Origin of the sequence: Arenibacter sp. S6351L, from assembly GCF_023016025.1 — a bacterium.
In the GTDB taxonomy this organism is placed as follows: domain Bacteria; phylum Bacteroidota; class Bacteroidia; order Flavobacteriales; family Flavobacteriaceae; genus Arenibacter; species Arenibacter algicola_B.
In genome coordinates, this window is the sequence record NZ_JALKBB010000006.1 from 101876 (window position 1) to 125565 (window position 23690).

Annotated in this window: 17 protein-coding genes; 12 read left to right on the forward strand and 5 right to left on the reverse strand. The window is 40.4% G+C overall.

Annotated elements, in window-relative coordinates; translation table 11 throughout:
- Positions 1–59: 59 nt before the first annotated feature.
- Complete coding sequence (locus MWU82_RS06915) at positions 60–512, reverse strand: DUF1569 domain-containing protein (protein ID WP_247095803.1); 453 nt, start codon at positions 510–512, stop codon at positions 60–62.
- A gap of 135 nt (positions 513–647) precedes the next feature.
- Positions 648–3104 (reverse strand): M14 family zinc carboxypeptidase, encoded by a 2457-nt coding sequence (locus MWU82_RS06920; RefSeq protein ID WP_215946479.1) that lies wholly within the window; start codon positions 3102–3104, stop codon positions 648–650.
- Between the two features lie 202 nt (positions 3105–3306).
- On the opposite strand from MWU82_RS06920, the gene bshC reads away from it, so the two are divergent.
- Entirely contained in the window at positions 3307–4908 is a 1602-nt protein-coding gene (gene bshC, locus MWU82_RS06925; protein WP_247095805.1) for a bacillithiol biosynthesis cysteine-adding enzyme BshC, read from the forward strand.
- A gap of 79 nt (positions 4909–4987) precedes the next feature.
- Positions 4988–6358 (forward strand): aminotransferase class V-fold PLP-dependent enzyme, encoded by a 1371-nt coding sequence (locus MWU82_RS06930; RefSeq protein WP_247095884.1) that lies wholly within the window; start codon positions 4988–4990, stop codon positions 6356–6358.
- 31 nt (positions 6359–6389) lie between these two features.
- On the opposite strand, the gene MWU82_RS06935 is transcribed toward MWU82_RS06930, so the two are convergent.
- On the reverse strand, positions 6390–6935 hold the full coding sequence (locus MWU82_RS06935; RefSeq protein WP_215946481.1) for a pyridoxamine 5'-phosphate oxidase family protein: 546 nt from the start codon (positions 6933–6935) through the stop codon (positions 6390–6392).
- A 418-nt stretch (positions 6936–7353) separates the two neighbouring features.
- On the opposite strand from MWU82_RS06935, the gene guaA reads away from it, so the two are divergent.
- The 4 genes from guaA to MWU82_RS06955 all read left to right on the forward strand — a co-directional run bounded on the left by guaA (position 7354) and on the right by MWU82_RS06955 (position 12119).
- On the forward strand, positions 7354–8886 hold the full coding sequence (gene guaA / locus MWU82_RS06940) for a glutamine-hydrolyzing GMP synthase (protein ID WP_215946482.1): 1533 nt from the start codon (positions 7354–7356) through the stop codon (positions 8884–8886).
- A gap of 139 nt (positions 8887–9025) precedes the next feature.
- Entirely contained in the window at positions 9026–11191 is a 2166-nt protein-coding gene (locus MWU82_RS06945; protein ID WP_247095806.1) for a LysM peptidoglycan-binding domain-containing protein, read from the forward strand.
- A 5-nt stretch (positions 11192–11196) separates the two neighbouring features.
- A complete protein-coding gene (locus MWU82_RS06950) occupies positions 11197–11601 on the forward strand; it encodes an OsmC family protein (protein ID WP_247095808.1) in 405 nt (134 codons plus the stop codon).
- Entirely contained in the window at positions 11589–12119 is a 531-nt protein-coding gene (locus MWU82_RS06955; RefSeq protein ID WP_247095810.1) for a DUF922 domain-containing protein, read from the forward strand. The genes MWU82_RS06950 and MWU82_RS06955 overlap by 13 nt, the downstream gene beginning before the upstream one ends.
- A 46-nt stretch (positions 12120–12165) precedes the next feature.
- On the opposite strand, the gene MWU82_RS06960 is transcribed toward MWU82_RS06955, so the two are convergent.
- Positions 12166–13035, reverse strand: a complete 870-nt coding sequence (locus MWU82_RS06960) for a TIM barrel protein (protein WP_247095812.1) — start codon at positions 13033–13035, stop codon at positions 12166–12168.
- Between the two features lie 301 nt (positions 13036–13336).
- On the opposite strand from MWU82_RS06960, the gene MWU82_RS06965 reads away from it, so the two are divergent.
- From MWU82_RS06965 to MWU82_RS06990, 6 genes are all read left to right on the forward strand, one after another.
- A complete protein-coding gene (locus tag MWU82_RS06965) occupies positions 13337–13570 on the forward strand; it encodes a DUF3820 family protein (protein ID WP_072862729.1) in 234 nt (77 codons plus the stop codon).
- A 63-nt stretch (positions 13571–13633) separates the two neighbouring features.
- Positions 13634–15259, forward strand: a complete 1626-nt coding sequence (locus tag MWU82_RS06970) for a CTP synthase (protein ID WP_247095814.1) — start codon at positions 13634–13636, stop codon at positions 15257–15259.
- A 119-nt stretch (positions 15260–15378) separates the two neighbouring features.
- The gene (gene yidC, locus MWU82_RS06975; protein WP_215946486.1) at positions 15379–17235 is read left to right on the forward strand and encodes a membrane protein insertase YidC; all 1857 of its coding nucleotides are present in this window, start codon (positions 15379–15381) and stop codon (positions 17233–17235) included.
- Positions 17236–17785: 550 nt separating this feature from the next.
- Positions 17786–18976, forward strand: a complete 1191-nt coding sequence (gene mnmA, locus MWU82_RS06980; protein ID WP_215946487.1) for a tRNA 2-thiouridine(34) synthase MnmA — start codon at positions 17786–17788, stop codon at positions 18974–18976.
- Between the two features lies 1 nt (position 18977).
- The gene (locus MWU82_RS06985) at positions 18978–20597 is read left to right on the forward strand and encodes a S8 family serine peptidase (RefSeq protein WP_247095815.1); all 1620 of its coding nucleotides are present in this window, start codon (positions 18978–18980) and stop codon (positions 20595–20597) included.
- Positions 20597–21538: a nitronate monooxygenase gene (locus tag MWU82_RS06990; protein ID WP_247095817.1), complete on the forward strand. Its 942-nt coding sequence runs from the start codon at positions 20597–20599 to the stop codon at positions 21536–21538. Before MWU82_RS06985 ends, MWU82_RS06990 begins: the two co-directional genes overlap by 1 nt.
- Before the next feature lie 105 nt (positions 21539–21643).
- Here MWU82_RS06990 and MWU82_RS06995 read toward each other — a convergent pair whose 3' ends face one another.
- Positions 21644–23374: a hypothetical protein gene (locus MWU82_RS06995; protein ID WP_247095818.1), complete on the reverse strand. Its 1731-nt coding sequence runs from the start codon at positions 23372–23374 to the stop codon at positions 21644–21646.
- Positions 23375–23690 lie beyond the last annotated feature (316 nt).

Sequence of the window (23690 nt, forward strand, 5' to 3'; positions counted from 1 at the left end):
ACCCAAAGCTTGGGGAGATGTTGTTCCTTAAGGGTTCAAAAGCGTTATTCCTTTGCTTTCTATACCCCAAATTGTTCCAGATGATGGTTGAGGTGTTTGTAAAACAAATTGTTCCATTCCGTTTTAGTCAAGGGACCAAAAGAATGTGATTCCTTATTGTGAAAGTAATCCTCTCCCAGTTCTTGTGTTTTTATCAAATGGTCTATCAATCGCTTCTTTTCCTTTTCAAAGTCCCTTTCGTCCACGATTAGGAAGGCAGGTGCAGTCCTGCTATTTTTTTTGTATGGTTTTTCATTGACTACCGTTTGCTTTACAAAAAGTTTTAGCATCAGTTTCATTGGTCCGTTGGGTTTGGGATGCTTTTCCGTAAATACCATTTCATAGGAAACATTGCAGTGGGCCAACATCTGTGCTACATTCATTTTGCCCCATATTCCGGTACTTTTGGGGGTCAATTTATTAATTCTTCCTATTAGCTCGTCTACTACCTTTTTTTCAAAAATGTTTTTCATGTTCCAATGTTTTTAGATGTTCCGGTTTCTATTTCTGGTCGTATAGTTCTACTTTTAAATAAAGGCTGGTTTGGCGGGAATTACGGGTTTTGGTCAACTAAATGGAACTTGCACGGCAAATTGGCCCCACTTGCATTATTTCACCATAAAAAGGGCATTGACGAAGAAGAGTTTGCCATTTTCCCAAAAACCCCTGAACAATGGATTATCTACCATATAGATAACCTGTCCCTTGCCCACTTCCTCAACACCGAATACCAATGTATTGGCAATTTTTTTCTTAGCCTCACTTCCTGCAAAGCCCGCAATTGGCGAATTCGCGTTTTCCAAATAGACAACGGTCCCTGAATCTAAATTTTCAAAGGCATCGTCTCCTAATTTAAGGGTAAAATAGTGGTCGCCATAACCGTAGGCCAAGGGGTGTGTTTGGTCAACTTTAGTTCTAAAAATGGCTCCGGTAATCGCATTTTTAATGTCTTCCCTTTCCGCCTCTTCATATGGGAGTATGTTTTCTGTACTGTCTTTCTTTATCTCTTTTTCCTTTATTGCAAACCCATGCTCTCCATTTATACTCTTAATAGCTCCTTCCATGGCGATCAACTTTCCTCCGTTGGAGACAAACTCCTTCAATTCTTCCAGTTTATCTTCAGTGAAGAACTTGCTATACCATCCGTTGGGTAGAATAAGGACGTCGTATTCGGATAAATCCACTTCATCATAATATTCGGTATCCAAAATAGTTAGTGGATAGCGAAGTTGTTGTTCAAAAAAGTGCCATATTTCCCCAAATTCGAGGGTGTTGGTAGGTTCGCCGGATAGCATTGCTATTTTTGTATCCGTAATCATAGGTACATAGCTGGAACCAAAGTCGTTTCCTTTTTCAACAAATCCAGTATTGGTGGGGGTTAATATAGTCTTATTGTCATGCGCAACCCGGCTCAAGGTTTCCACAAAGTCTTTATGGTTTTTATTGTCCCCTTTGGTGATGATGAGACTACCCCTTTCAAATTTTTTGCCTTCTGCCCAAAAAGGATTTTTTGCAAAACGCACCCTAATATTTTCTTTCACTAATCCACTCAAAAAACGGGCATCCTTCATGCTGGACCAGTCACTTATATAGGCATAGGTGTCCTGGTCAATATTGGCTCCCTTTGGCGGGAGAACTTCCCAATCCCTAGAGGGGTCGGATTCCACTAACGTCTGGGAGGCAATAGTCTCCAATCCGTATGCATAGGGTAAAGACCATGCCGTTATATCATAGGTCAGCGAATCACTTAGCTTTGTATTGGGCTCCATCAATACCTGGGCCAATGTGCCTTTGGCTTGGTTGGTGGATACTACCAAACTGGAAGGGGAGGTTTTTATGGTCCCTAATTTTCCCGAGCTATAAAGATGGCCCTTGGCAGTACCTTCCTTTGCCCAGCCATATTTAATCTCATGGGACCTGAGAAGTGTCGCAATGGCATCAATTTTATCGGGATCCCCATTCATTACATAACTTTTGTATTTAAAATTTTTATTCTGATAAAACTTCTTGAATTCCCTGTTTAATTTTTCTGTGTTTTTGGAAGCTACTTCCACGGTAGACAGGCCAGTTGTAAGATGATGGGCAATACGATCGTGTAGGGTAAGGGTGTCTCCTATAAAAGTTCTTATGCCCAGTCCGGCACGCCCACTACCGCCCTGCTCGTAGGTCATACCTATACCGCCATTATATGTGGGGTAGGTATCACCGTAGCTAGGATATAAAAGGTCAAAAACTTCTTTTGTAAAATAAAACCAGCCATTGGCATCAAAGTACTTGGCGTGGTTCTTCCCTATGGTAATCTGAAAATCGCGCTGAAAATCGGTTACCACCTCATGAAAGGGTTCTGCGGCCGGGGCAAAATAATAAGGGTTGTTTACACCTTGTTCATGAAAATCAACGTGTACATGGGGCAGCCATTGGTTGAAAACTTTTATCCGTTGCTGACTCTCTACCTGGGTAAGCCATGCCCAATCCCGATTAAGGTCGAACATATAGTGGTTGGAACGCCCATTAAGCCAACCTTCATGGTGTTCCTTGCTGTTAGGGTCTATATTATTGGGAGTGTTCTTAAACTGGTTGTACCAATTAACATATCTATCGCGACCGTCTGGATTAATACACGGATCTATTATTACTACCGTATTTTCCAAGTAAGTGGCCTTGCTGGTCAAAAGTTCATAAATGGTTTGCATGGAGGCCTCGGTACTGACGCTTTCATTTCCATGAACATTGTAGCTCAACCAGACTATGGCCTTGGTGGGTGATCCCTGGCCAATGGTATTCTTAAGGTGCTCCAATCTAATAGACTCTAAGGCAACAATGTTTTCCGGGGTAGAAACATAGGCAACGATCAGAGGCCTGCGTTCATTGGTTTTTCCATATTCTACTAATTTAACCCTGTCTGAAGCATTTTCGGCCAGATATTTATAGTAGTCGACCACTTGATGGTGCCTTGTAAATTCAGTTCCCAATTCATATCCTAAAAATTCGGAGGGAGATAGTAATGTTTGGGAAATACCCAAGGCGGTTGAAAGGAGAAAAAAGGTTAGTAGAAGTTTTTTCATTTAAATCCATTGATTTGCTAAGAATCAAATCTAAGGAATATTCGTGATATTAGTTGTCTTCCAACAATACTTGCCATTTAAGGGATCGAGTAAAGCGCGTATCAAAATGACATTAAAAAAGTGAATATTAAACTTCTTAACGTATTTTTAGGAACTGAAAAAAGGGATAATTTTATCTTTACCAGCTATTACCAACATTTCTATGGAAGTCGAAAGCATACCCTTTAAAAAAACTGGCTATTTTTCCAATTTAATATGTGACTATCTGGACGGAAAGGAAGCTTTGTCTCCTTTTTATGATAGGCCACCTAAAATAGATCAGTTTGCGGAGCAGATAAAAGCCAAGCAGAATTTTCCTAGGGCCCATCGTGAAGTTCTGTACTCGGTTCTGAAAAATCAATATAGGGATGTTGACACTTCGGAGGATACCAAGGTAAATATATCGCTCCTTAAAGAAGCCTCAACGTTTACGGTTGTAACCGGGCATCAATTAAATTTATTTACAGGGCCATTATATTTTTTATACAAGATCATTTCTACCATCAATTTGACCAAAGAACTGAAGCTGGCCAATCCGGAAAACAACTTTGTGCCTATTTATTGGATGGCTACCGAAGATCATGATTTTGATGAAATAAATTACTTCAATTTTAGGGGGAAAAAATTACAGTGGAATAAAAATGTCTCCGGTGCGGTAGGACCATTGGCAACGGATGGACTGGAATCTATCCTAGAGGCTTTTTCCAATGAAATGGGCAATAGTATAAATGCCAGTAAGCTAAAGGAATGGTTTGCTAAGGCGTATTTGGAGCATGATAATCTTACCGATGCTACCCGTTTTTTGGCCAATGAACTTTTTGGTGAACACGGTCTGGTTATTTTGGATGGGAACAATACCGAATTGAAGCGTTTATTGGTGCCCTTTGTTAAGCGCGATTTGTTGGAAAATGCTTCGTATAATAAGGTCGTTGAAACCATAGATCAGCTACAACGGCTACCGGACAATTACGGTATACAGGTTAATCCACGGGAAATCAATTATTTTTATTTGATAGATGGGGTCCGGGAGAGGATTGTGGAAAAGGATGGTAGATTTTATATAAATGATACCAAAATTGAATTTAGCCAAGAAGAAATTCTGACGGAATTGGAGAGTTATCCCGAACGTTTTTCGCCCAATGTGATTACCAGACCGCTTTTTCAGGAGGTGATATTACCCAATTTGTGTTATATAGGAGGAGGAGGCGAATTGGCCTATTGGTTGCAATTGAGAACCATGTTTACGGAAATGAAGGTGCCCTTTCCTATATTATTGCTCCGTAATTCGGCCTTGGTCATTACAGGGAAGCAGATGGAGAAATTAGAGCGAATGAATATTTCCCTGGCCGATATATTTTTAAATCAAAGTAGTTTTATTAACAAAAAGATAAGGGAAATATCCAATATTGATATTGATTTTACCCCCCAAAAGAAATATTTACAAGAGCAGTTCAAGGAATTGTACGACCTGGCTGCCAAAACTGACGCTTCTTTTTTGGGAGCTGTTAAAGCCCAAGAGGTAAAACAATTAAAGGGGTTGGACAATTTACAGGGAAGATTGTTGAAGGCCCAAAAAAGGAAGTTACAGGACCATGTGTTGCGTATGACCGAGATTCAGAATCAACTTTTTCCAAATAAATCACTTCAAGAACGCAACCTTAATTTCTCGGAACTATATCTAGAGTATGGAGAGCGGTTGATTCCACATTTAATGAAAGCACTTAAGCCACTTTCCGGAGAGTTTTCTATTGTAAAAATGGATTGATCTATACTGGTTTATTGCACCGCCTGACAGATTTTTAGACAATCAAAAAGATTATATTTGTTAAAAACAGACTATGTCCATGCACAAAGTAGACTTTGAAATGGTGGAAATGACATTGGATGTCATGAAATATGCCATTGGTCGAATTACCCATCCAGCTCCTGAATTGGGCAAGCCCAAAAAGGAAGAGGAGTTAAAGGACTTGGTAGGGGAAACAATAACTCCCGACGGAATTGGCGGGGAAAGGGCTTTTCAATTATTTAAAGAGGTGCTTATAAAGGCTACGGTACCTATTGATCATCCTAGACATTTGGCGTTTGTACCGGCCTCACCTACTAGGGCGGCGGTCATGTTCGATCTTGTAACTTCGGCCTCCAGCATCCACGGAGCTTATTGGATGGAGGGAGCCGGCGGAATATTTTGTGAGAACGAGGCCATGAAATGGTTGGTATCCCTAACAGGCTTGCCAAAGGGATCCTTCGGGGTATTTACCAGCGGAGGAACGGCTGCCAATTTATCGGCCATGGTAACAGCCAGGGAAAATTGGCGAAAGAATCCAAAAAATGTAAATAAAAAAGGATTGATCATAACTTCTTCAGGGGCCCATTCATCTGTGAAATCTATGGCCAAGGTCATAGATTGTGATGTGCTTTTGGTGGAAACCGAGGAACAGATGACGGCAGAGGCCCTAAGTGAAAGCATAAATTCCTTGGATGCCCAACAAAGGGATAGGTTATTTGCCGTTGTGGCAACTGGAGGTACCACCAATGCAGGTATAATAGATGATTTGTCCGGTATTGCGGAAATTTGTAGCACTGAAAATCTATGGTTTCATGTGGATGCTGCCTATGGTGGAGGCGCCTTGGCCTCAAAATCGGCCCGGCCTTTGTTCCATGGGATAGAAAAGGCGGATAGTATAACCATTGATCCACATAAATGGCTTTTCTCACCCTATGATTGCGGGGCTATAATTTATAAAAATCCGGAATTGGCCAAGGAAGCACATTCACAAGAAGGTTCCTATTTGGAAATATTTAAGGATGAAGGTGCCCATGGTTTTAACCCTTCGGACTATCAAATACAATTGACACGCAGGGTAAGGGGATTGCCGCTTTGGTTTTCACTGGCCATGCACGGTACCGACAAGTATTCTTGGGCCGTAGATCAGGGTATTGGGTTGGCCAATTTGGCAGGGGAATTAATAAAGAAGCATCCCTTGGTAGAATTGGTAAGGGAGCCCAGTCTTTCATGTGTCCTGTTTAGAAGAAAAGGATGGTTGCCACAAGATTACACCCATTGGACCTATAAAAATCACAGGGAAGGTTTTGCTCTGGTGACTCCTACCAAGTATAGGCAAAAGGGCGTTTACGAAACTGTGGCGCGTTTTTGTTTTATCAACCCGGATACAACGGAGAAGGATATTTCCATGATATTGGATTCTATGGCTTAGAATGAGGCGAAATGGGTTGTCTAAAATATTTTTAGGGAACCAAATACTCACTTTCCCACTGAATACCAACTTTGGAGAACCGAACCCTAATATGATGGGGTTGACTTAATTTTAGGTATTCTATTTTGTAGGGTATAATCTCTACTAGGCAGAAATGATTTTCTTCACTTAAATATTCCAAATTCTGGGGGTTAATTAAATTACTTCCAGGAGACCTGCTCGTGGTATATTGTTTTTTTGCGTAGTCATCCAGTTTACTCCAATATTTCTCTTTGGTGGCCTCGTCATCTTTGTAGGTTGCCGTGCCTTCAATTTTTAATTGAAGCAATTTGGTTGGGTGGTACAGGAGTAGGCTAACCCTTTTATTTTCTTTTATATGTGTAATTTTTTTTGAGCGCTTATCGGTGTAAAAAGTAAGTTTTAGATTATCGGAAACATCCCTTAATACAACTGTGCGCAAACGGGCAACCTGATCCAATCCTACGGTGGCAAGCGTGAAAAATCGGAAAGGGTGGTCTTTTTCCGAGAGGACCTTTTGTAGCTCTTCCCTTATTTCCTCTAAGTAAACGGTGGCCATGATAATCTTTTTTTAGTTTTATTAAAGATAAAAATAATTGTTGGAGTAGGGTATTTCTTTTCTCAGGTGTTATAGATATAAATTGCTATGAATTTGAAAATAATTTCTAATGAAATTATGAGTAGTTATAATTAGTTAATTGGTTTAGGTTGGTTTTGATTAGCCTGCCCGGTTGGTTACCGGGCTTTTTTTTGTCCTTAATGCAAAAATCTTCGCAAATGAGCCAAATTTGTACCTTGTTCGAATTTGATTGTTGGGTATTTTTCCGAATAATTCTTTTTTTAACTAGTTGAAAGAAGCCTTTATTTAAAAGGCGATATCGGCAAAAAGCTTCCCCAATATCTTTCTGTTTATAAGTTTTATGATTATTATACCATAAAGATACTTTTTCAAAAATTTCAAATTACTATTTTTGCCCATGCAAAATAACGTCCTCATATTAGATTTTGGTTCCCAATATACGCAGCTCATCGCTAGAAGGGTCAGGGAACTTAATATTTTCTGCGAAATAAAACCGTACAACCATTTACCCGACGATTTATCGGAATACAAAGCGGTGATTCTTTCTGGATCGCCATTTTCGGTAAGGGGGGATGACGCACCACATCCGGATTTGTCTCAAATAAAAGGGAAAAAGCCTCTGTTGGCGGTTTGTTACGGAGCCCAATATTTGGCACACTTTAACGGTGGCAATGTAGCTCCTTCCAATACCCGTGAATACGGTAGGGCAAAATTGTCCTTTATAGATCACAGTGAATCCTTTTTCGAAGGGATTTCAGAAGGAAGCCAGGTTTGGATGAGCCATAGTGATACCATAAAGGAATTACCTGAAGGAGCCATTAAATTGGCAAGTACACATGATGTGGAAAATGCAGCCTATAAGCTTAAAGGTGAAGATACCTATGCTATACAATTTCATCCGGAAGTATACCATACTACCGATGGGAAAAAATTGTTGGAAAATTTTCTAGTGCACATATCCGGTGTTGCTCAGACATGGACCCCAGATTCCTTTGTTGAAACTACCGTTGCGGAATTAAAGGCTAAAATTGGTGATGAAAAGGTAATACTTGGCCTATCCGGAGGGGTGGATTCCACAGTAGCGGCAGTCTTGTTGCACAAAGCAATCGGAAAACATTTGCACTGTATTTTCGTAAATAATGGACTTTTACGGAAAAACGAGTTCCAATCCGTACTGGACCAATATGAAGGAATGGGGCTAAATGTGAAGGGTGTTGATGCTTCGGCACGTTTTTTGGATAGCTTGGAAGGAGAAAGTGATCCAGAGAAGAAAAGAAAGGCTATAGGTAGAGTTTTTATAGAGGTCTTTGATGATGAATCACACTTGGTGGAAGATGCAAAATGGTTGGCGCAGGGAACAATATATCCAGATGTTATAGAGTCTGTCTCGGCTACCGGCGGTCCGTCAGCGACCATTAAAAGTCATCATAATGTTGGTGGATTGCCAGATTATATGAAGTTGAAGGTGGTGGAGCCCTTGCGAATGTTGTTTAAGGATGAGGTTAGGCGTGTAGGTGCCAGTTTGGGGATCGATAAGGAGTTATTGGGCAGGCATCCCTTCCCGGGACCAGGCTTGGCTATCCGTATCCTTGGCGATATTACCCGGGAGAAAGTGGCTATTTTACAGGAAGTAGATGCCATTTTTATCAACGGATTAAAGGAATGGGGCCTATATGATAAGGTTTGGCAAGCGGGAGCCATGCTGTTGCCCGTTAACAGTGTAGGTGTAATGGGAGATGAAAGGACATATGAGAAATGTGTAGCTTTAAGAGCGGTAGAAAGCACGGACGGTATGACGGCGGATTGGGTAAATTTACCCTACGAGTTCCTGCAAAAAACCTCCAACGATATTATCAATAAGGTTAGAGGAGTAAATAGAGTGGTTTATGATATTAGTTCCAAACCACCAGCAACGATAGAATGGGAATAATTAGAGAGCAAGTGCCAGGGAATTTTAAATCTCTGGCTGCGCATTAATTTTTAATTTGTATTATAACATTGTTGTGTTAATGTTCGTTCTCAATTTTATACTTGGCTTATTTTAAATAGAACAAATAAAATCTATACTTGTGAAAATATACAGTAAAGTAATATTGACAACATTTTTATTAATGTTGGTGAGCATCAATGCAATTGCGCAAAAATTCACTACCCATTCTGTTAAAGCTGGGGAAACTTTGGAAAGTATCGCAAAAAGATACAATGTAAGCGAGCAAGGAATATTAAATTACAACAAAGAGATAAAAAAAGGTCAGGCCTTAAGGGCCAATACGATCTTGGTGGTACCATCGTTCAACGGCGCGGTTGTAAAAAAAGATAGTGTTTCGGAAGTAAACACCTTATTGCAAGCCTTACAAGGTGATGAGTTAGGCCCTCAACACCGGGAACCTATAGGCTATACATCCCATAAGACCAAAAGAAAGGAAACCTTGTTCGGTATTTCCAAACAGTATAATATCTCGGAGGATGATATTAAACGGTACAATAAAGAGTTGTATTCCGTTCAGTTGAAAAAAGGAATGATTCTTAAGATACCTAAATATAAAAAGGTAGACCCATCCGAAAAAGCATATATTGAAGAGAATTATGAAATCTATACCGTTCAACCTAAGGAAACGCGCTGGAGTATAGCCAATAAGTACGGTATTACCATAGATAGTTTATTGGTTTTAAACCCTAAATTGTCCAAAATAAGCGATTACCTTTCTTCTGGACAGGAGCTTCTATTGCCAAAGATATTGGGGAGTTCCATTAAGGATCAGGAAACCCAATTGTACAATTCATATACCGTCCCGGCCAAGCAAACTTTTTATAGTTTGGAGAAAAAATTTGGACTAACAGCCAGCGAAATTATAGCCTTGAATCCTGAAATAAAGGAAAGGGGAGGGCTAAAGGAAGGTATGGTGCTGCGGATACCGGCGAAAAAGATGGAGACCGGCGAGGTCAATATTGAGAATTATAATTTTTATGAGGTGAAACCAAAGCAGACCGAGTTTTCACTTACACGTAAATTTGGTGTTACTTATAAAGAATTATTGGAGCTTAATCCAGAATTAAAGGATGGGTTAAAGGCGGGTATGGTCTTGAAACTGCCCAAGGCCCAGACCGGAAATTTTGACGTAAAAAATGCCCTAATCCTGGATAAGATTAACCTAAGGGACAGTATCAATACATTAAACCGTCCAAAATTGGTATTTCTTTTACCGTTTAGATTGGATAGATTGGATTTAAACGATAACGCTGCCACCAAAAGTGCCATTGAGAACAGAAAGGACGTAAAATATAGTTTGGGGCTATATTCCGGAGCAATGGTTGCCTTAGATTCTGTAGCCAAACTGGGAATTTCCGTAGATGTTAAAACATATGATACCCAATTGGACATGAATCGCACCAAGGGTATATTGCAAAAGGAAAATTTAATTGGTGTATCGGCAATTTTTGGTCCCTTGGAGACCCAATCCCTAAAAGAAGTAGCACTGCAAGCCTCGGAATATGGAGTGCCCGTTGTTGCACCCTTAACGGATAAGAGCGATTTAAGTTTGAACAATGTGTTTTTTGCCCTTCCTTCGGAAAAGGTGATGGAGGAACATATGATGACCTATGTTGAAGGATTGAGAACAAAGGAAAACGTAATCATAATTGCAGATCAAAAGAACAAGTCTACCGAATCTGCTTTGTTAATGAAGTTTCCTGGGGCCAAAATAGTGGCCTTAAAGGAAGATCGAACGGTGGATATTGATAAAATCTCCAAAATACTTTCTTTGGAGACCGAGAACTGGGTGTTTTTGGAAACTGATCAGGCCAATGTGGTTTATCACGTAGGTTCATTACTTAATTCTTTGATAAGTAAGGATATTAGCATACGTCTCTTTACAACAGACAAGAATAGGGCTTTTGATAGTGAAGTTGTTTCCTATTCCCATCTTTCCAATTTAAGGTTTACCTATCCTTCGGCTTCACGGGAAGTTGGGGAGAATAGTTTTGTGAAATTGTATAGGAAGAGGTATGGAGCAGACCCTGATCCATATGCGGTTCGTGGTTTTGACCTAACTTATGACCTACTCTTAAAATTGGCCTATAAAAATGATTTGGTAAGTGCTTCCAAACTTGTTGGGGAGACCGAATATGTGGGCAATAAATTTAACTTTAACAAAGATATCTCCTCCGGGTATTATAACAGGGCATCCTATATTCTCGGATATGAGAATATGAATATTGTGGAACTTAAAGAGTAAATCCAATGACCGCGAAAGTAACCTATACCGGTGGACTTAGAACGAACTGTGAACATACAAGATCGGGTAATTCCTTCATAACGGATGCACCATTGGATAATCATGGCTTGGGACAGGCATTTTCTCCTACCGATACGGTTGCCACGGGTTTGGCCAGTTGTATGTTTTCCGTTATGGGTATAAAGGCCAGGGGATTGGAATTGGATTTGGAGAATTCCACTGCAGAAGTTAAAAAGCAAATGGAGGCTGATCCTAGGCGGATTACCAGGATTGATGTTAAATTTAATATGCCCAAGATAATTTCTGATAAACACAGAAAAATTTTGGAGCATACGGCACGTACCTGCCCTGTACATTATAGTTTGCACCCGGACATCGTAAGGAATATCACTTTCCATTGGGAACTTTAAAGAAAGTATTATGGCTTTTTATATGGCTGATGGTTCATTTGGGCTATGGCCAGGAAGATGAGGTGGTTTTATGGACCCCGTCTAGAAAATTAACCTGGTCCGATTTCAAGGGCAGGCCATCCAATATTTCCAACGCCGCGGCCATTACTGCCAGCGGTATCACCTACAGTTTTTCTGCTCAGGGAACCAAGGATAGAATGGAGCTTGATTTCAAGGTGGACACCCATTTTTATCCAGATAAATCGTGGTACAAACCTAAATTGGCCAATCCGATGATCTTGAGCCATGAGCAATTGCATTTTGATATATCCGAAGTATATGCCCGAAAATTGAGGCAAATTCTGGCCAAGACCAAATTTACCAGTAATGCAAAGTCTGAGGTAAAGGAGATATATAGGAATATTCTTCGGGAGCTAAACGACTATCAGAACCAATATGATTCCGAGACCAACTTTTCCAGGGATACCGTTCAGCAATTAATCTGGAATAAAAAGATTAAAAAAGCACTAAACAATTAAAAGGAGACTTTGTTCAAAGTCTCCTTTTAATTGGATTAATCCCTATTTATACGTCGCAAATGGTAACCCCTTCTTTTAGGGCCGCTATTTTATCGTCCCATGTAGGGATAAATTCTTGGGCCACATGTCCTTTATAGCCTGTGGCCAAAATAGCCTTCATTATTGCAGGGTAATACAATTCCTGGGTTTCGTTTATTTCATTTCGTCCAGGATTTCCACCAGTATGGTAATGTCCAAAGTACGAATGGTAGTCTTGGATGTTACGAATAATATCGCCCTCCATTATCTGCATATGGTAAATATCATAAAGCAGTTTAAAATTGTCGGATCCCAATTTTTTGCACAATTCCACGCCCCATTCGGTGTGGTCGCACATATAATCTTCGTGGTTCACCTTGGAATTCAATAACTCCATTTGAATAATCACTCCGTGTTTTTCGGCCAGTGGCATAATTTTTTTTAATCCGTCTACACAGTTTTGTAGCCCAACAGTGTCATCCATTCCCCTTCGATTGCCACTAAAGCAGATAAGGTTGGTATAGCCTGCTGCTGCCACCTTGGGAATCATCTCCGTGTAATTTTTAATCAGAGTTTCATGATATTTGGGGTCGTTCCATCCTTCGGTGAGGCTTATTTCGGCCCCGTTGCACATAGAGGAATTAATATTGTATTTTTTAAGCAATGGCCAGTCTTTTGGGCCAATAAGGTCAACACTTTTTATGCCCAAATCGTTTAGGGATTTTAGGAATTCTTCAAGAGGGATGCTCCCATAACACCAGTAGCATACACTGTGATTAATGTTGTTTTTTAATTTTGACTCTTCATTGTTGTTTGGCGCCATTGCATTTCCAGTTTTGTAAGCCAGCATGCCAACCGATGCTGCTGCTGAGGTTCCTATAAATGTTCTTCGTTTCATCTGTTCTACTTAATTTTTTTTTATTGAAGGTGCTAAGTGGGTTGCTATTAAAATTTCCCGGGCCTGCTCTTTACCACAATCTGCCCACCGCATTGCCCAAAATGCTGTTTTGGTCATATGTACAGTCGTAATTCATTATAAATGTAAATTGTACGTGTATAAAGATAGGTGATTTGTTATAAAAATACGAAATTTCGAAATAGAATGTTCAACAAAAGCTTGGTGCGTTTTTGGAAATAGATTTCAATCAAATGCTTGGGAAGCAATTCTGAAGATGGTATCTTTGGATAGAATCTTTAGTATGAATGTAGTTCCGGACAAGAGACAATTAATAGAATTGGCACATTATAGAATGCCATTTGGTAAATTTAAGGGAAGATATTTGGTGGAGCTGCCCGAACCTTATTTGGTATGGTTTCAACAAAGCGGTTTTCCAGAGGGAAAGCTCGGAAATTTGTTAAGGGCCATGCTGGAAATTAAAATTAACGGACTTGAGGGCCTAATTCGAAAAATTCAAAAAGATTTTCCCCAATAATACCCGTGAATTGTGATAGCAATTCGTATTTTTGCTCGCGTTACGAATTCAACCTAACGCTTCATGTCGCAGACTAAATATATTTTTGTAACCGGTGGGGTTACTTCATCCCTCGGAAAAGGGATTATAGCAGCCTCTCTTGCCAAATTATTACAGGCTCGGGGTTACAGAACTACTATCCAAAAATTAGATCCTTATATAAATGTTGATCCGGGAACTTTAAATCCCTATGAGCATGGTGAATGTTATGTTACCGATGATGGTGCCGAGACCGATTTGGACTTGGGCCATTATGAGCGTTTTTTAAATGTTCGTACTTCACAGGCAAATAATGTTACCACTGGAAGAATTTACCAAAGTGTTATAGAAAAAGAACGCAGAGGTGAATTTTTAGGAAAAACCGTTCAGGTGGTGCCCCATATTACCAATGAAATAAAGGAGCGTATCCAGTTATTGGGGAAAAGTGGGGATTATGATATTGTCATTACCGAAATAGGGGGAACTGTTGGGGATATAGAATCCTTGCCATATATAGAAGCTGTACGACAGTTGCTATGGGAGTTGGGTGATAATAATGGGATTGTTATACATTTAACCTTGGTGCCTTACCTTTCTGCAGCCGGGGAATTAAAAACCAAGCCTACCCAACATTCCGTAAAGACTTTAATGGAAAGTGGTATTAAGGCAGATATTTTGGTCTGTAGAACAGAACATGAAATTCCGGATGACCTGAAGGAAAAATTAGCGCTTTTTTGCAATGTAAAAAGGGAAGCGGTAATACAATCCATAGATGCATCAACCATATATGATGTGCCTATTTTAATGCAACAGGAAGGATTGGATACCGTAACCTTGAAAAAATTGGCTCTGCCAGACAATGTGGTTCCCGATCTTACAAAATGGAATCAATTTTTGCAATGGCACAAGAATCCAAAAAATGAAGTAACCGTTGGTCTCATTGGAAAGTATGTGGAATTACAGGATTCCTATAAATCCATTTTGGAGTCATTTATCCATGCCGGATCTGTGAACCATGTTAAAGTAAAGGTAAAATCAATTCATTCCGAACATCTTTCCGCCAAGAATATAGAAAAGAAGATGCAAGGTCTGGACGGTATACTAGTAGCCCCAGGTTTTGGAGAAAGGGGAATAGAGGGCAAAATTAAGGCGGTGCAATTTGCCCGTGAAAATAAAATACCATTTTTGGGCATCTGTTTGGGAATGCAGATGGCCGTAATAGAATATTCCAGAAATGTGCTCGGTCTTAAAGAGGCCAATTCTACGGAGATGGATGAAAACACGCCAGATCCAGTGATCAGTATTATGGAGGAGCAGAAAAATATTGTCAACAAGGGAGGTACTATGCGATTGGGAGCTTGGGACTGTCATTTGGAAAAAGGCAGTCTGGTGCAAAAGATCTATCATGGGGCATCCGAAATTTCTGAGCGCCACCGACACCGTTATGAGTTTAACAACAATTATAAAAAGCAATTGGAAGGCGCCGGACTGGTAGCTTCCGGTGTAAACAAGGAAACCGGATTGGTAGAAATAGTAGAGGTTCCTGCCCATCCATGGTTTATTGGGGTTCAATATCACCCGGAATACAAGAGTACGGTAGACAATCCGCACCCATTATTCGTAGGGTTTATTAAAGCTGCTTTAAAGCATCAGAAGGAAGGAAAGCAATAAACTAGTGCCAGTTTGACATATATAGCCTAATTGGGCATATATTTGCAAGCTGATTTAATCCGTTGGGACGTAGATGTTGTTTGTTTCCCTGCCGATAATATTTTAAAATTAAACTTTAGATGGAGGAAAAGAAATTGGATATTAATACCATTATCGGTTTTGTACTGATTTTTGGTATTCTTATTTTTATGTTTTGGCAGAACCAGCCAACACCGGAAGAGCTGGAAGCCCAAAAGGCAAAACAAGAGCAACTGGAGGCTGCTGAAATGCAAAAGGTAAATGCGGCCAAAGAGGAGATTGCCCAACCCAAAACAATCGATCTACAAGATTCAATGGCCGTAGCAGGTTACAAAAGTGCCATAGGTGCCTTTGGTTATACGGCTCCTTCAGAGGGAACAACAGTGTTGGAGAACGACGTTGTTTATTTGGAAATAAGCAACAAGGGAGGCCAGATTATCGAGGCGAAGATGAAAGGGTACGTAACCTATGATTCCATTCCCGTTTATTTAATAAAAGATGGCAATGCCAATTTTGCGCTTAATTTCAGTACTTCGGACAATAGGGTTTTAAATACCAACGACCTGTACTTTGAACCAACACTTTCCAAATCTGGTGAGAATCAGGTGTTGTCCATGAAAGCCAAAGTGGCATCGGATAAGTTTCTGGAATACCGGTACGAAATGAAACCTGATGAATACCTCATTGGTTTTGCAGTACGCTCCCAAGGCTTAAATGGTATCGTAAATAGTTCTAAGCCTATTGATTTGGATTGGAAAATGAAGGCAATCCGTCATTCCAAAAGTATCCAATATGAAAATAGATATACCAGGGTTACCTATAACCACGATGGGGACAAAATAAGTAAATTATCCGAAGGTAGTGAGGATGAGGAAACGGAAGTGGATGTAAAATGGATTTCTTACAGGCAACATTTTTTTAGTTCTATTCTTACCAACGCCAATAAGTTTGAAACGGCTAAACTGAATTCAGTAAATTTAGTGGAGGAAGAAAGTCACACCCAACAATTTACCAAGGAGTTCGCTGCCGAGGTGCCTTTGGAGTTGCAGGGCGGTGAGTTTGCCTATAATTTTAATTGGTACTACGGGCCAACGGATGTAAAGGTTTTGGCGCAGTACAAGGAATTGGGACTGGAAGATTCCATTCCATTCGGTTGGGGTATTTTTGGATGGATAAACAGATATATCTTTACCCCTGTATATACTTTTCTAAGTTCGTTCCTGCCTTACGGTATTGCCATAGTGGTCATGACCATTTTGGTAAGACTTATAATGTCGCCAGCTACTTATAAATCCTACTTGTCCCAAGCCAAAATGAAGGTATTGAAACCTGAGATTACAGAGCTTAATGAGAAGTTCAAGGACAATGCCATGAAAAAGCAACAGGAAACCATGAAATTGTATAATAAGGCCGGGGTAAGCCCTATGAGTGGTTGTGTGCCCGCTTTGTTGCAGATGCCAATCTTCTATGCCCTGTTTATGTTTTTCCCGACTTCCTTTGCGTTGAGACAGAAGCCGTTTTTATGGGCAGATGACCTTTCTTCCTATGATGCAATAGCGCAATTGCCGTTTACCATTCCATTTTATGGGGATCATGTAAGTTTGTTTCCAATTTTGGCCTCTGTTGCCATATTCTTTTATATGATGATGACCACAGGGCAGAATATGCAGACGCAACCCGGAATGCCCAATATGAAATTTATTATGTATTTGTCTCCCTTGATGATGTTGGTTTTCTTTAACAACTATGCAAGTGGACTAAGTTTATACTATTTTGTGTCTAACTTGATTACCATTTTTATTATGCTGGCCATCAAGAATTTTATTTTGGACGAGGACAAGATCCATGCCCAGATACAAGAGAACAAAAAGAAGCCTAAGAAGGAAAATAAGTTTCAAAAAAAGATGCGCGAGATGATGGAGCAGGCTGAGGAACAGAAAAAAATAGGCAAGAAATAAGTCTATATTTTCTTATAACATACGATTAAAGTGCTTGAATTTTTTCAAGCACTTTTTTTTGTACCTAATTGATGTGCTTAAATTATGGGATCAGTGTACTCGGATAATTATATAAATAAAAACCCCGGCCAGCTGGTCGGGGTTTTTAGCATTGATTTGGTTTAGTTTGGTAAGATTTGGGTCTCCAAAGATTGTTCTTTTTTAAACTGTAAAAAACTATTAGTTGTAAAGTGGTCTTTTTAGTATGCTAAAGTGGCTTCTTTTGTTGTATGGTTGTTTTTTTGATTATAATTCTCCTTTTTTAAGGTGGGTGGTACTCTAATTTTAATAACCTGGTTTACTTAAAAAAAGATAGACCTAAGGTCTAATTAATTCCAGTCCTTATAATTTAATGGGTGGCAATCTATCATCGCTTAGTAAACGGATATCCCCTCAATTGTCATTGAACTATATTTTTGAGGGAAGCAAATTCCAATTTTGTATTTTTGCATGGTAATTGTAAGCCTGGAATGGTTTGCAGCGACCAAGGGTAAACAATAAAATATTACAGATGCAAAAGGTGGTAGTCGGACTTTCCGGCGGTGTAGATTCCAGTGTTACGGCATACCTATTAAAGGAGCAAGGGTATGAGGTTATTGGCCTTTTTATGAAGAATTGGCATGACGATTCCGTGACCATTTCCAAGGAATGCCCTTGGTTGGAGGATAGTAATGATGCCCTTATAGTCGCGGAGAAGTTGGGAATACCCTTTCAAACGGTAGATTTAAGTGCCCAGTACAAGGAACGCATTGTAGATTATATGTTCAGGGAATACGAGAAAGGGAGAACACCAAATCCAGATGTGCTGTGCAATAGGGAAATAAAGTTTGATGTGTTTATGAAAATTGCCATGCAGCTTGGAGCTGACTACGTGGCAACTGGACACTATTGTAGAAAGGGTGTTATTAAAAATGAGGACGGAACGGAAACATATCAGTTGCTGGCCGGCGCGGATGGAAACAAGGATCAATCCTATTTTTTATGTCAGCTGTCCCAAGAGCAACTTGCCAAAACCTTATTCCCTATAGGTGAATTACAGAAACCTGAAGTAAGGAAAATTGCTGCGGAAAATGATTTGATCACTGCCGATAAAAAGGATTCCCAAGGGCTTTGCTTTATAGGGAAGGTACGTTTGCCAGAATTTTTGCAACAGAAGCTAAGACCCAAAAAAGGGGTAATCGTGGAAGTGCCGGCGGTATTGGAGCAGTACGCGAGTACAATTCCCCAGTTTAATTCCAAATTGGAAGAATTGGCCTATTACGCTGAAAAGCCACACTATGATCTAACCGACGGAAAGGTGGTAGGGGAGCATCAGGGAGCCCATTATTTTACAAAAGGACAGCGCAAGGGATTGGACGTGGGTGGTACCAAAGAACCCTTGTTCGTAATTGAAACCGATGTTGACCAAAACGTAATCTATACCGGTCAAGGGAAGAGTCACCCCGGACTTTACCGTAGGACTTTATTTGTAAACAATGATGAATTGCATTGGGTACGCACGGATTTGGCTTTGGAAGTGGACCAAACTATGGAGGTTATGGCCAGGATAAGATATCGTCAACCTTTACAAAAGGCAACACTTTATAGGGTGGATGCTGGTTTGTATGTAGATTTTGTTGAAAAACAATCGGCTATAACGGAAGGGCAATTTGTAGCCTGGTATATTGGAGAGGAATTGGTAGGTTCAGGCGTAATCTCCTAATATGGACAGGGTTACCCTTTTTCTAATTATAATAATCTCTTTTTGGGGAAGGGCACAAGAGCATGCATGGGTATATTTTAAAGATAAGGACCAGGTAGAGGAGTCCATTTCAAATCCATCTAGTATTTTATCTGAACGGGCAATACAAAAAAAGAATAGATTTAATATTGTCATAGACGAAAGGGATATTCCGGTCAACGAGGCTTATATAGCCCAATTAAAACTTCAAGCGGGGATTACGGTCAAGGCCAAGTCCAAATGGTTCAATTGTGCTCACGTAATTGGCAGTATATCCAATATTGCGGCTTTAATGGACCTTCAATTTGTAGACCGTATTTTTTATGCCGATAAAAGTATTAATGCCAAATCTACATCGGTATCGGAAAACCAACTCGATAATCATACCTATAAATTTCTGGAACAAGAAGTCGATTTTATATACGGGCAAAGTGATACTCAGGTAAAACAGTTGGGGGTAGATGAATTGCATAAAAATAACTTTACCGGTGAGGGTATTTTAATTGCCGTTTTGGACAGTGGTTTTCCCAATGTGGACCAAATGAGTGCATTTACGCGTCTACGATCTAACAATGATTTATGGGGAGGATATGATTTTGTAGACCGGTCTACAGATATTTATACGACTAGTGGAGATGATCATGGCACTATGGTATTGTCCGATATGGGTGGTTTTGTGGATGCGCAATTTGTAGGAACCGCTCCGGACGCCAGCTATATTCTCTTTAGAACTGAAGATGGGGCAACGGAAACTCCAGTGGAAGAAAGCTATTGGGTGGAGGCCGCTGAGCGGGCAGATAGCCTTGGGGTAGATATTATTAACAGTTCGTTGGGCTATAGTACTTATGATAATCCAAGGTATAATTATTCTCCAGCGGATATGGATGGAAATACAGCTTTTATTTCCAAAGGGGCCAATATAGCAACGGAAAAAGGGATATTGGTTGTGAATTCTACCGGGAATTCCGGTGATAGCTCTTGGGGTATTATTACGGCACCGGCAGATGCCAATGTATTTGGTGTTGGAGCGGTTGATGCCTCTGGCAATTATGTGGCATTTAGTTCCAGGGGGCCAAGCGCCGATGGTAGGATTAAACCAGATGGGATGGCCTTGGGCAAGGGAGCAACGGTAATAAGCCCTGATGGCCGATTGGTGAAAAATAATGGAACCTCCTTTTCTTCGCCCATAATGGCCGGTGCTATCGCTTCCTTTTGGCAGGCGTTCCCGGAAAAAAACAATCTTGAAATTATGGCAATGGTACGGGAATCGTCTTCCCTTTATCAAAATCCAAATTCTGAAATGGGTTATGGTATACCCAATTTTTCAACACCCTTGGCACTTTTGGGGATAGATGTTTTAAATGCTGAAGATGAATGGTACCTATTTCCGAATCCCTCCAAGACCGAATTTCAAGTACAGCTTCCGGAGACCTATGGGAATGCGCATTTAACTTTGTTCGATACCTACGGAAAACGTATCCTGGAAAGGCAATTTAATCAAGGTAACGAGGAAATATCTGTAGAAACTTTAAGTAGGGCCATGTATATTGTACATGTAAATGTTGATGGGGTTCGCAAGGAATTTAAATTGATAAAAAACTAATGGGAAATAGAATTACCGATCTTTTTGGAATTCAATACCCCATAATTCAGGCTGGTATGGTATGGGCCAGTGGATGGCGTTTGGCATCTGCTGTTTCCAATGCCGGCGGATTGGGGATAATAGGAGCTGGGTCCATGTATCCAGAGGTACTTCGGGAACATATAGAGAAATGTAAGTTGGCCACCAATAAGCCTTTTGGGGTCAATGTGCCCATGCTATATCCGGATTTAGAAAAGCTTATGGAGATCATAGTGGAGCTGGATGTGAAAATTGTATTTACCTCTGCAGGAAATCCAAAAACCTGGACTACATATTTAAAGGACAGAGGCATTATTGTAGTGCACGTGGTGAGCAGTGTAAAATTTGCGCTAAAAGCTGAGGAAGCTGGGGTAGATGCCATTGTAGCGGAAGGTTTTGAAGCTGGTGGGCATAATGGTAGGGATGAGACTACCACACTAACATTGATTCCTGCGGTAAAAGAAAAAATAAGCATCCCTTTAATAGCAGCTGGGGGAATAGCAACTGGCAGATCCATGTTGGCCGTTATGGTTTTAGGTGCCGATGGGGTGCAGGTGGGCAGTCGATTTGTCGCGAGCAATGAAGCTTCGTCCCATCCCTTATTTAAGCAAAAAGTAGTAGAGGCCGGTGAAGGTGCCACGCAATTGACTTTAAAAGAGTTGGCTCCGGTACGATTGATCAAAAATAAATTCTATAGTGATATACAAAAAGCCTATGCCGGCTGTGCAACAATAGAGGAACTAAAGTCTCTATTAGGTCGGGCCAGGGCCAAAAAAGGTATGTTCGAAGGCGATATGGAGGAAGGGGAATTGGAAATAGGCCAGGTGGCCGCCATAATACATGAAATAAAACCCGCTGCCCAAATTGTAATGGACATGATGGAGGAGTTTACCATTGCCAAGGCAGAGGTGAAGCATTTGTAGAAGAGATATAGGTTTGGTATAGTGCTACAGCCGAATAAAATAACCCAATTTGGGAAAAAAGATCTTCGAACATATTGGAGGTTTCCTTAAAATGTGCGTTGATATTTATAGGACAGAAGTTTTTAAAGCTATATCTGCATATTTCCAGGCATTATCAAATTCTTGTTTGATCTTTTTTGCCTCCTCTATTTTGCCTTGACCAACAAGGCTTTCATGTAACCCCATTAAAGACCAGCCGTTTTGACGGAGTATTTCCAGGTCTTCCATATATACTTTTTCAGCTTCTTCATATTTTTGAGCCTTTAATAAAACGGCACCTAAAGTCTGCCTTACTGGTATATGCCATGCTGTAGGTTCGCTATAAATTAACTGGTCTTCATAATATACCGCTTGCTTTAGATATTCCAAGGCCTCTGTTGTATTGCCTTCTGCATGGGCTATTTCACCGGAAACAACCCCATGTGCAATTTGGGCTATACTTGAAGATGGATTGGTGTAATTGGCCACAACAGTTTCCAATTCTGGGTCGTTCTTCATTAGCCTAAGGGCTTCCAGTTCTTCCTTGGCCTCTTTGATGTTATTTTTCCTGACAAAGGCAATTCCCCTTGCGTAATGCCAAATAAGTTTAAGGTGTTTATATTGATCTCCTGGATAAGGTATGGTCAGAATTTCATTCCACTTTCCAAAGCGGGTATAAGCCAACAGTGGTGAAGAAGCAAAATCTTGTAAGAATGGCAAAGTTGCCATCTCGCCAATAGGTACTTTTTCCGCTGTTTTTTTTGCGGCGTCAATAGCTAGGTCACTGTTGCCCAAGAGGGTAGAGGCAGACCATAGAAAGTGTAGATTGTGCGGGTAATATCCCAATGGATACATGCCCTGGGAATAACATTGGGAGATATAATCCTCATCTGCCAAAATAGCTGCTTGATTTACCTTTACTGCATCCTCATACCTACCTACCCTTATATAAATATGTGAAGGCATATGTACAATATGGCCTGCTGCGGGCATTAGGGACCCTAGTTTATCCGCACTGGGAACAGCGAGGTCCGGTTTAGGAAGTTCCACCATATGAATATAATAATGATGGGCTCCTGGATGGTCGGGATTCAGGATCATTGCACGCTCCAAGGCAGCTTTTCCCTTTAGTGTATTCGGTGCTGGGTTACCATCATTGTCCCAATAATTCCAAGGCATAGTATTCATAATGGAGGCAGCGTACAAGGTCTGTATATGGGCATCATCTGGAAATGCTTCCACTACTTTTTCCATGGCACTCATATAGGCCATGTTCAATTCTGATATTTCTTTTGTTAAGTCACCACTATATCTATGGGTCAAAGCTTCTATTAAAGCTTTTTCCTTGGGAGAACTGCTTTGGGACAGGTTTTTGGCTCTTAATATTGCTTCATAAGATTTTTTCCTGCGCTCTTCATCTGGCATAGGGTCATTTATATTGGGGCCTAAGGCGTAGGCCTGTCCCCAATAGGACATGGCCGACTTAGGGTCTAGGCGCGATGCTTCCATAAACGAACGGTGAGCTTCGGCATGGTTAAAAGTATAGGTAAGTTTTATGCCCTGATCAAAATAAGCTTGGGCCTTTTGGTCTTTTGTGCTTATGCCGAAATGTAAATTACCTAGGTTCTCGAACAGCGGTGCAATTTGTTGGGTGGTATCCACATTGCTCAAAAGGAATTTGGCAACGGTACATTTCATTGAGTAAAAACTGGCTTCCTGCGTTACCTCCAATACCTTTGGAGAGGTTTGAGGCGTCCAAAAATAGGCTATGGCCAATAAAACTATGGCCAATATGGAAAGACTCAATTTAGTTTTCATGACGTTGAAGTTTTAGATTGATGTTATTAATTCCTTTTTGGATTTCCAAGACATTACAATGGGGCAAACTATGTTTGAAGATAGGTTGCTTTGATATAGAATAGAGACTGTCTAATTGCAATGCCAGGGGGAATTTGTGATCGCTGACTTACAGGGGAGATGGAAAACTAATTTTTCCTATATCTAAAAGTAGTGAATTCCAGGGGGTTATACAAGTGTTAATTGGTTATTGAAGCAAAGCGACCAAAGTTTATATTCCAAAAACTATGATCTGGCCATTAATATGAATTATAGGGTCAAGAATGTTTCATAGGGA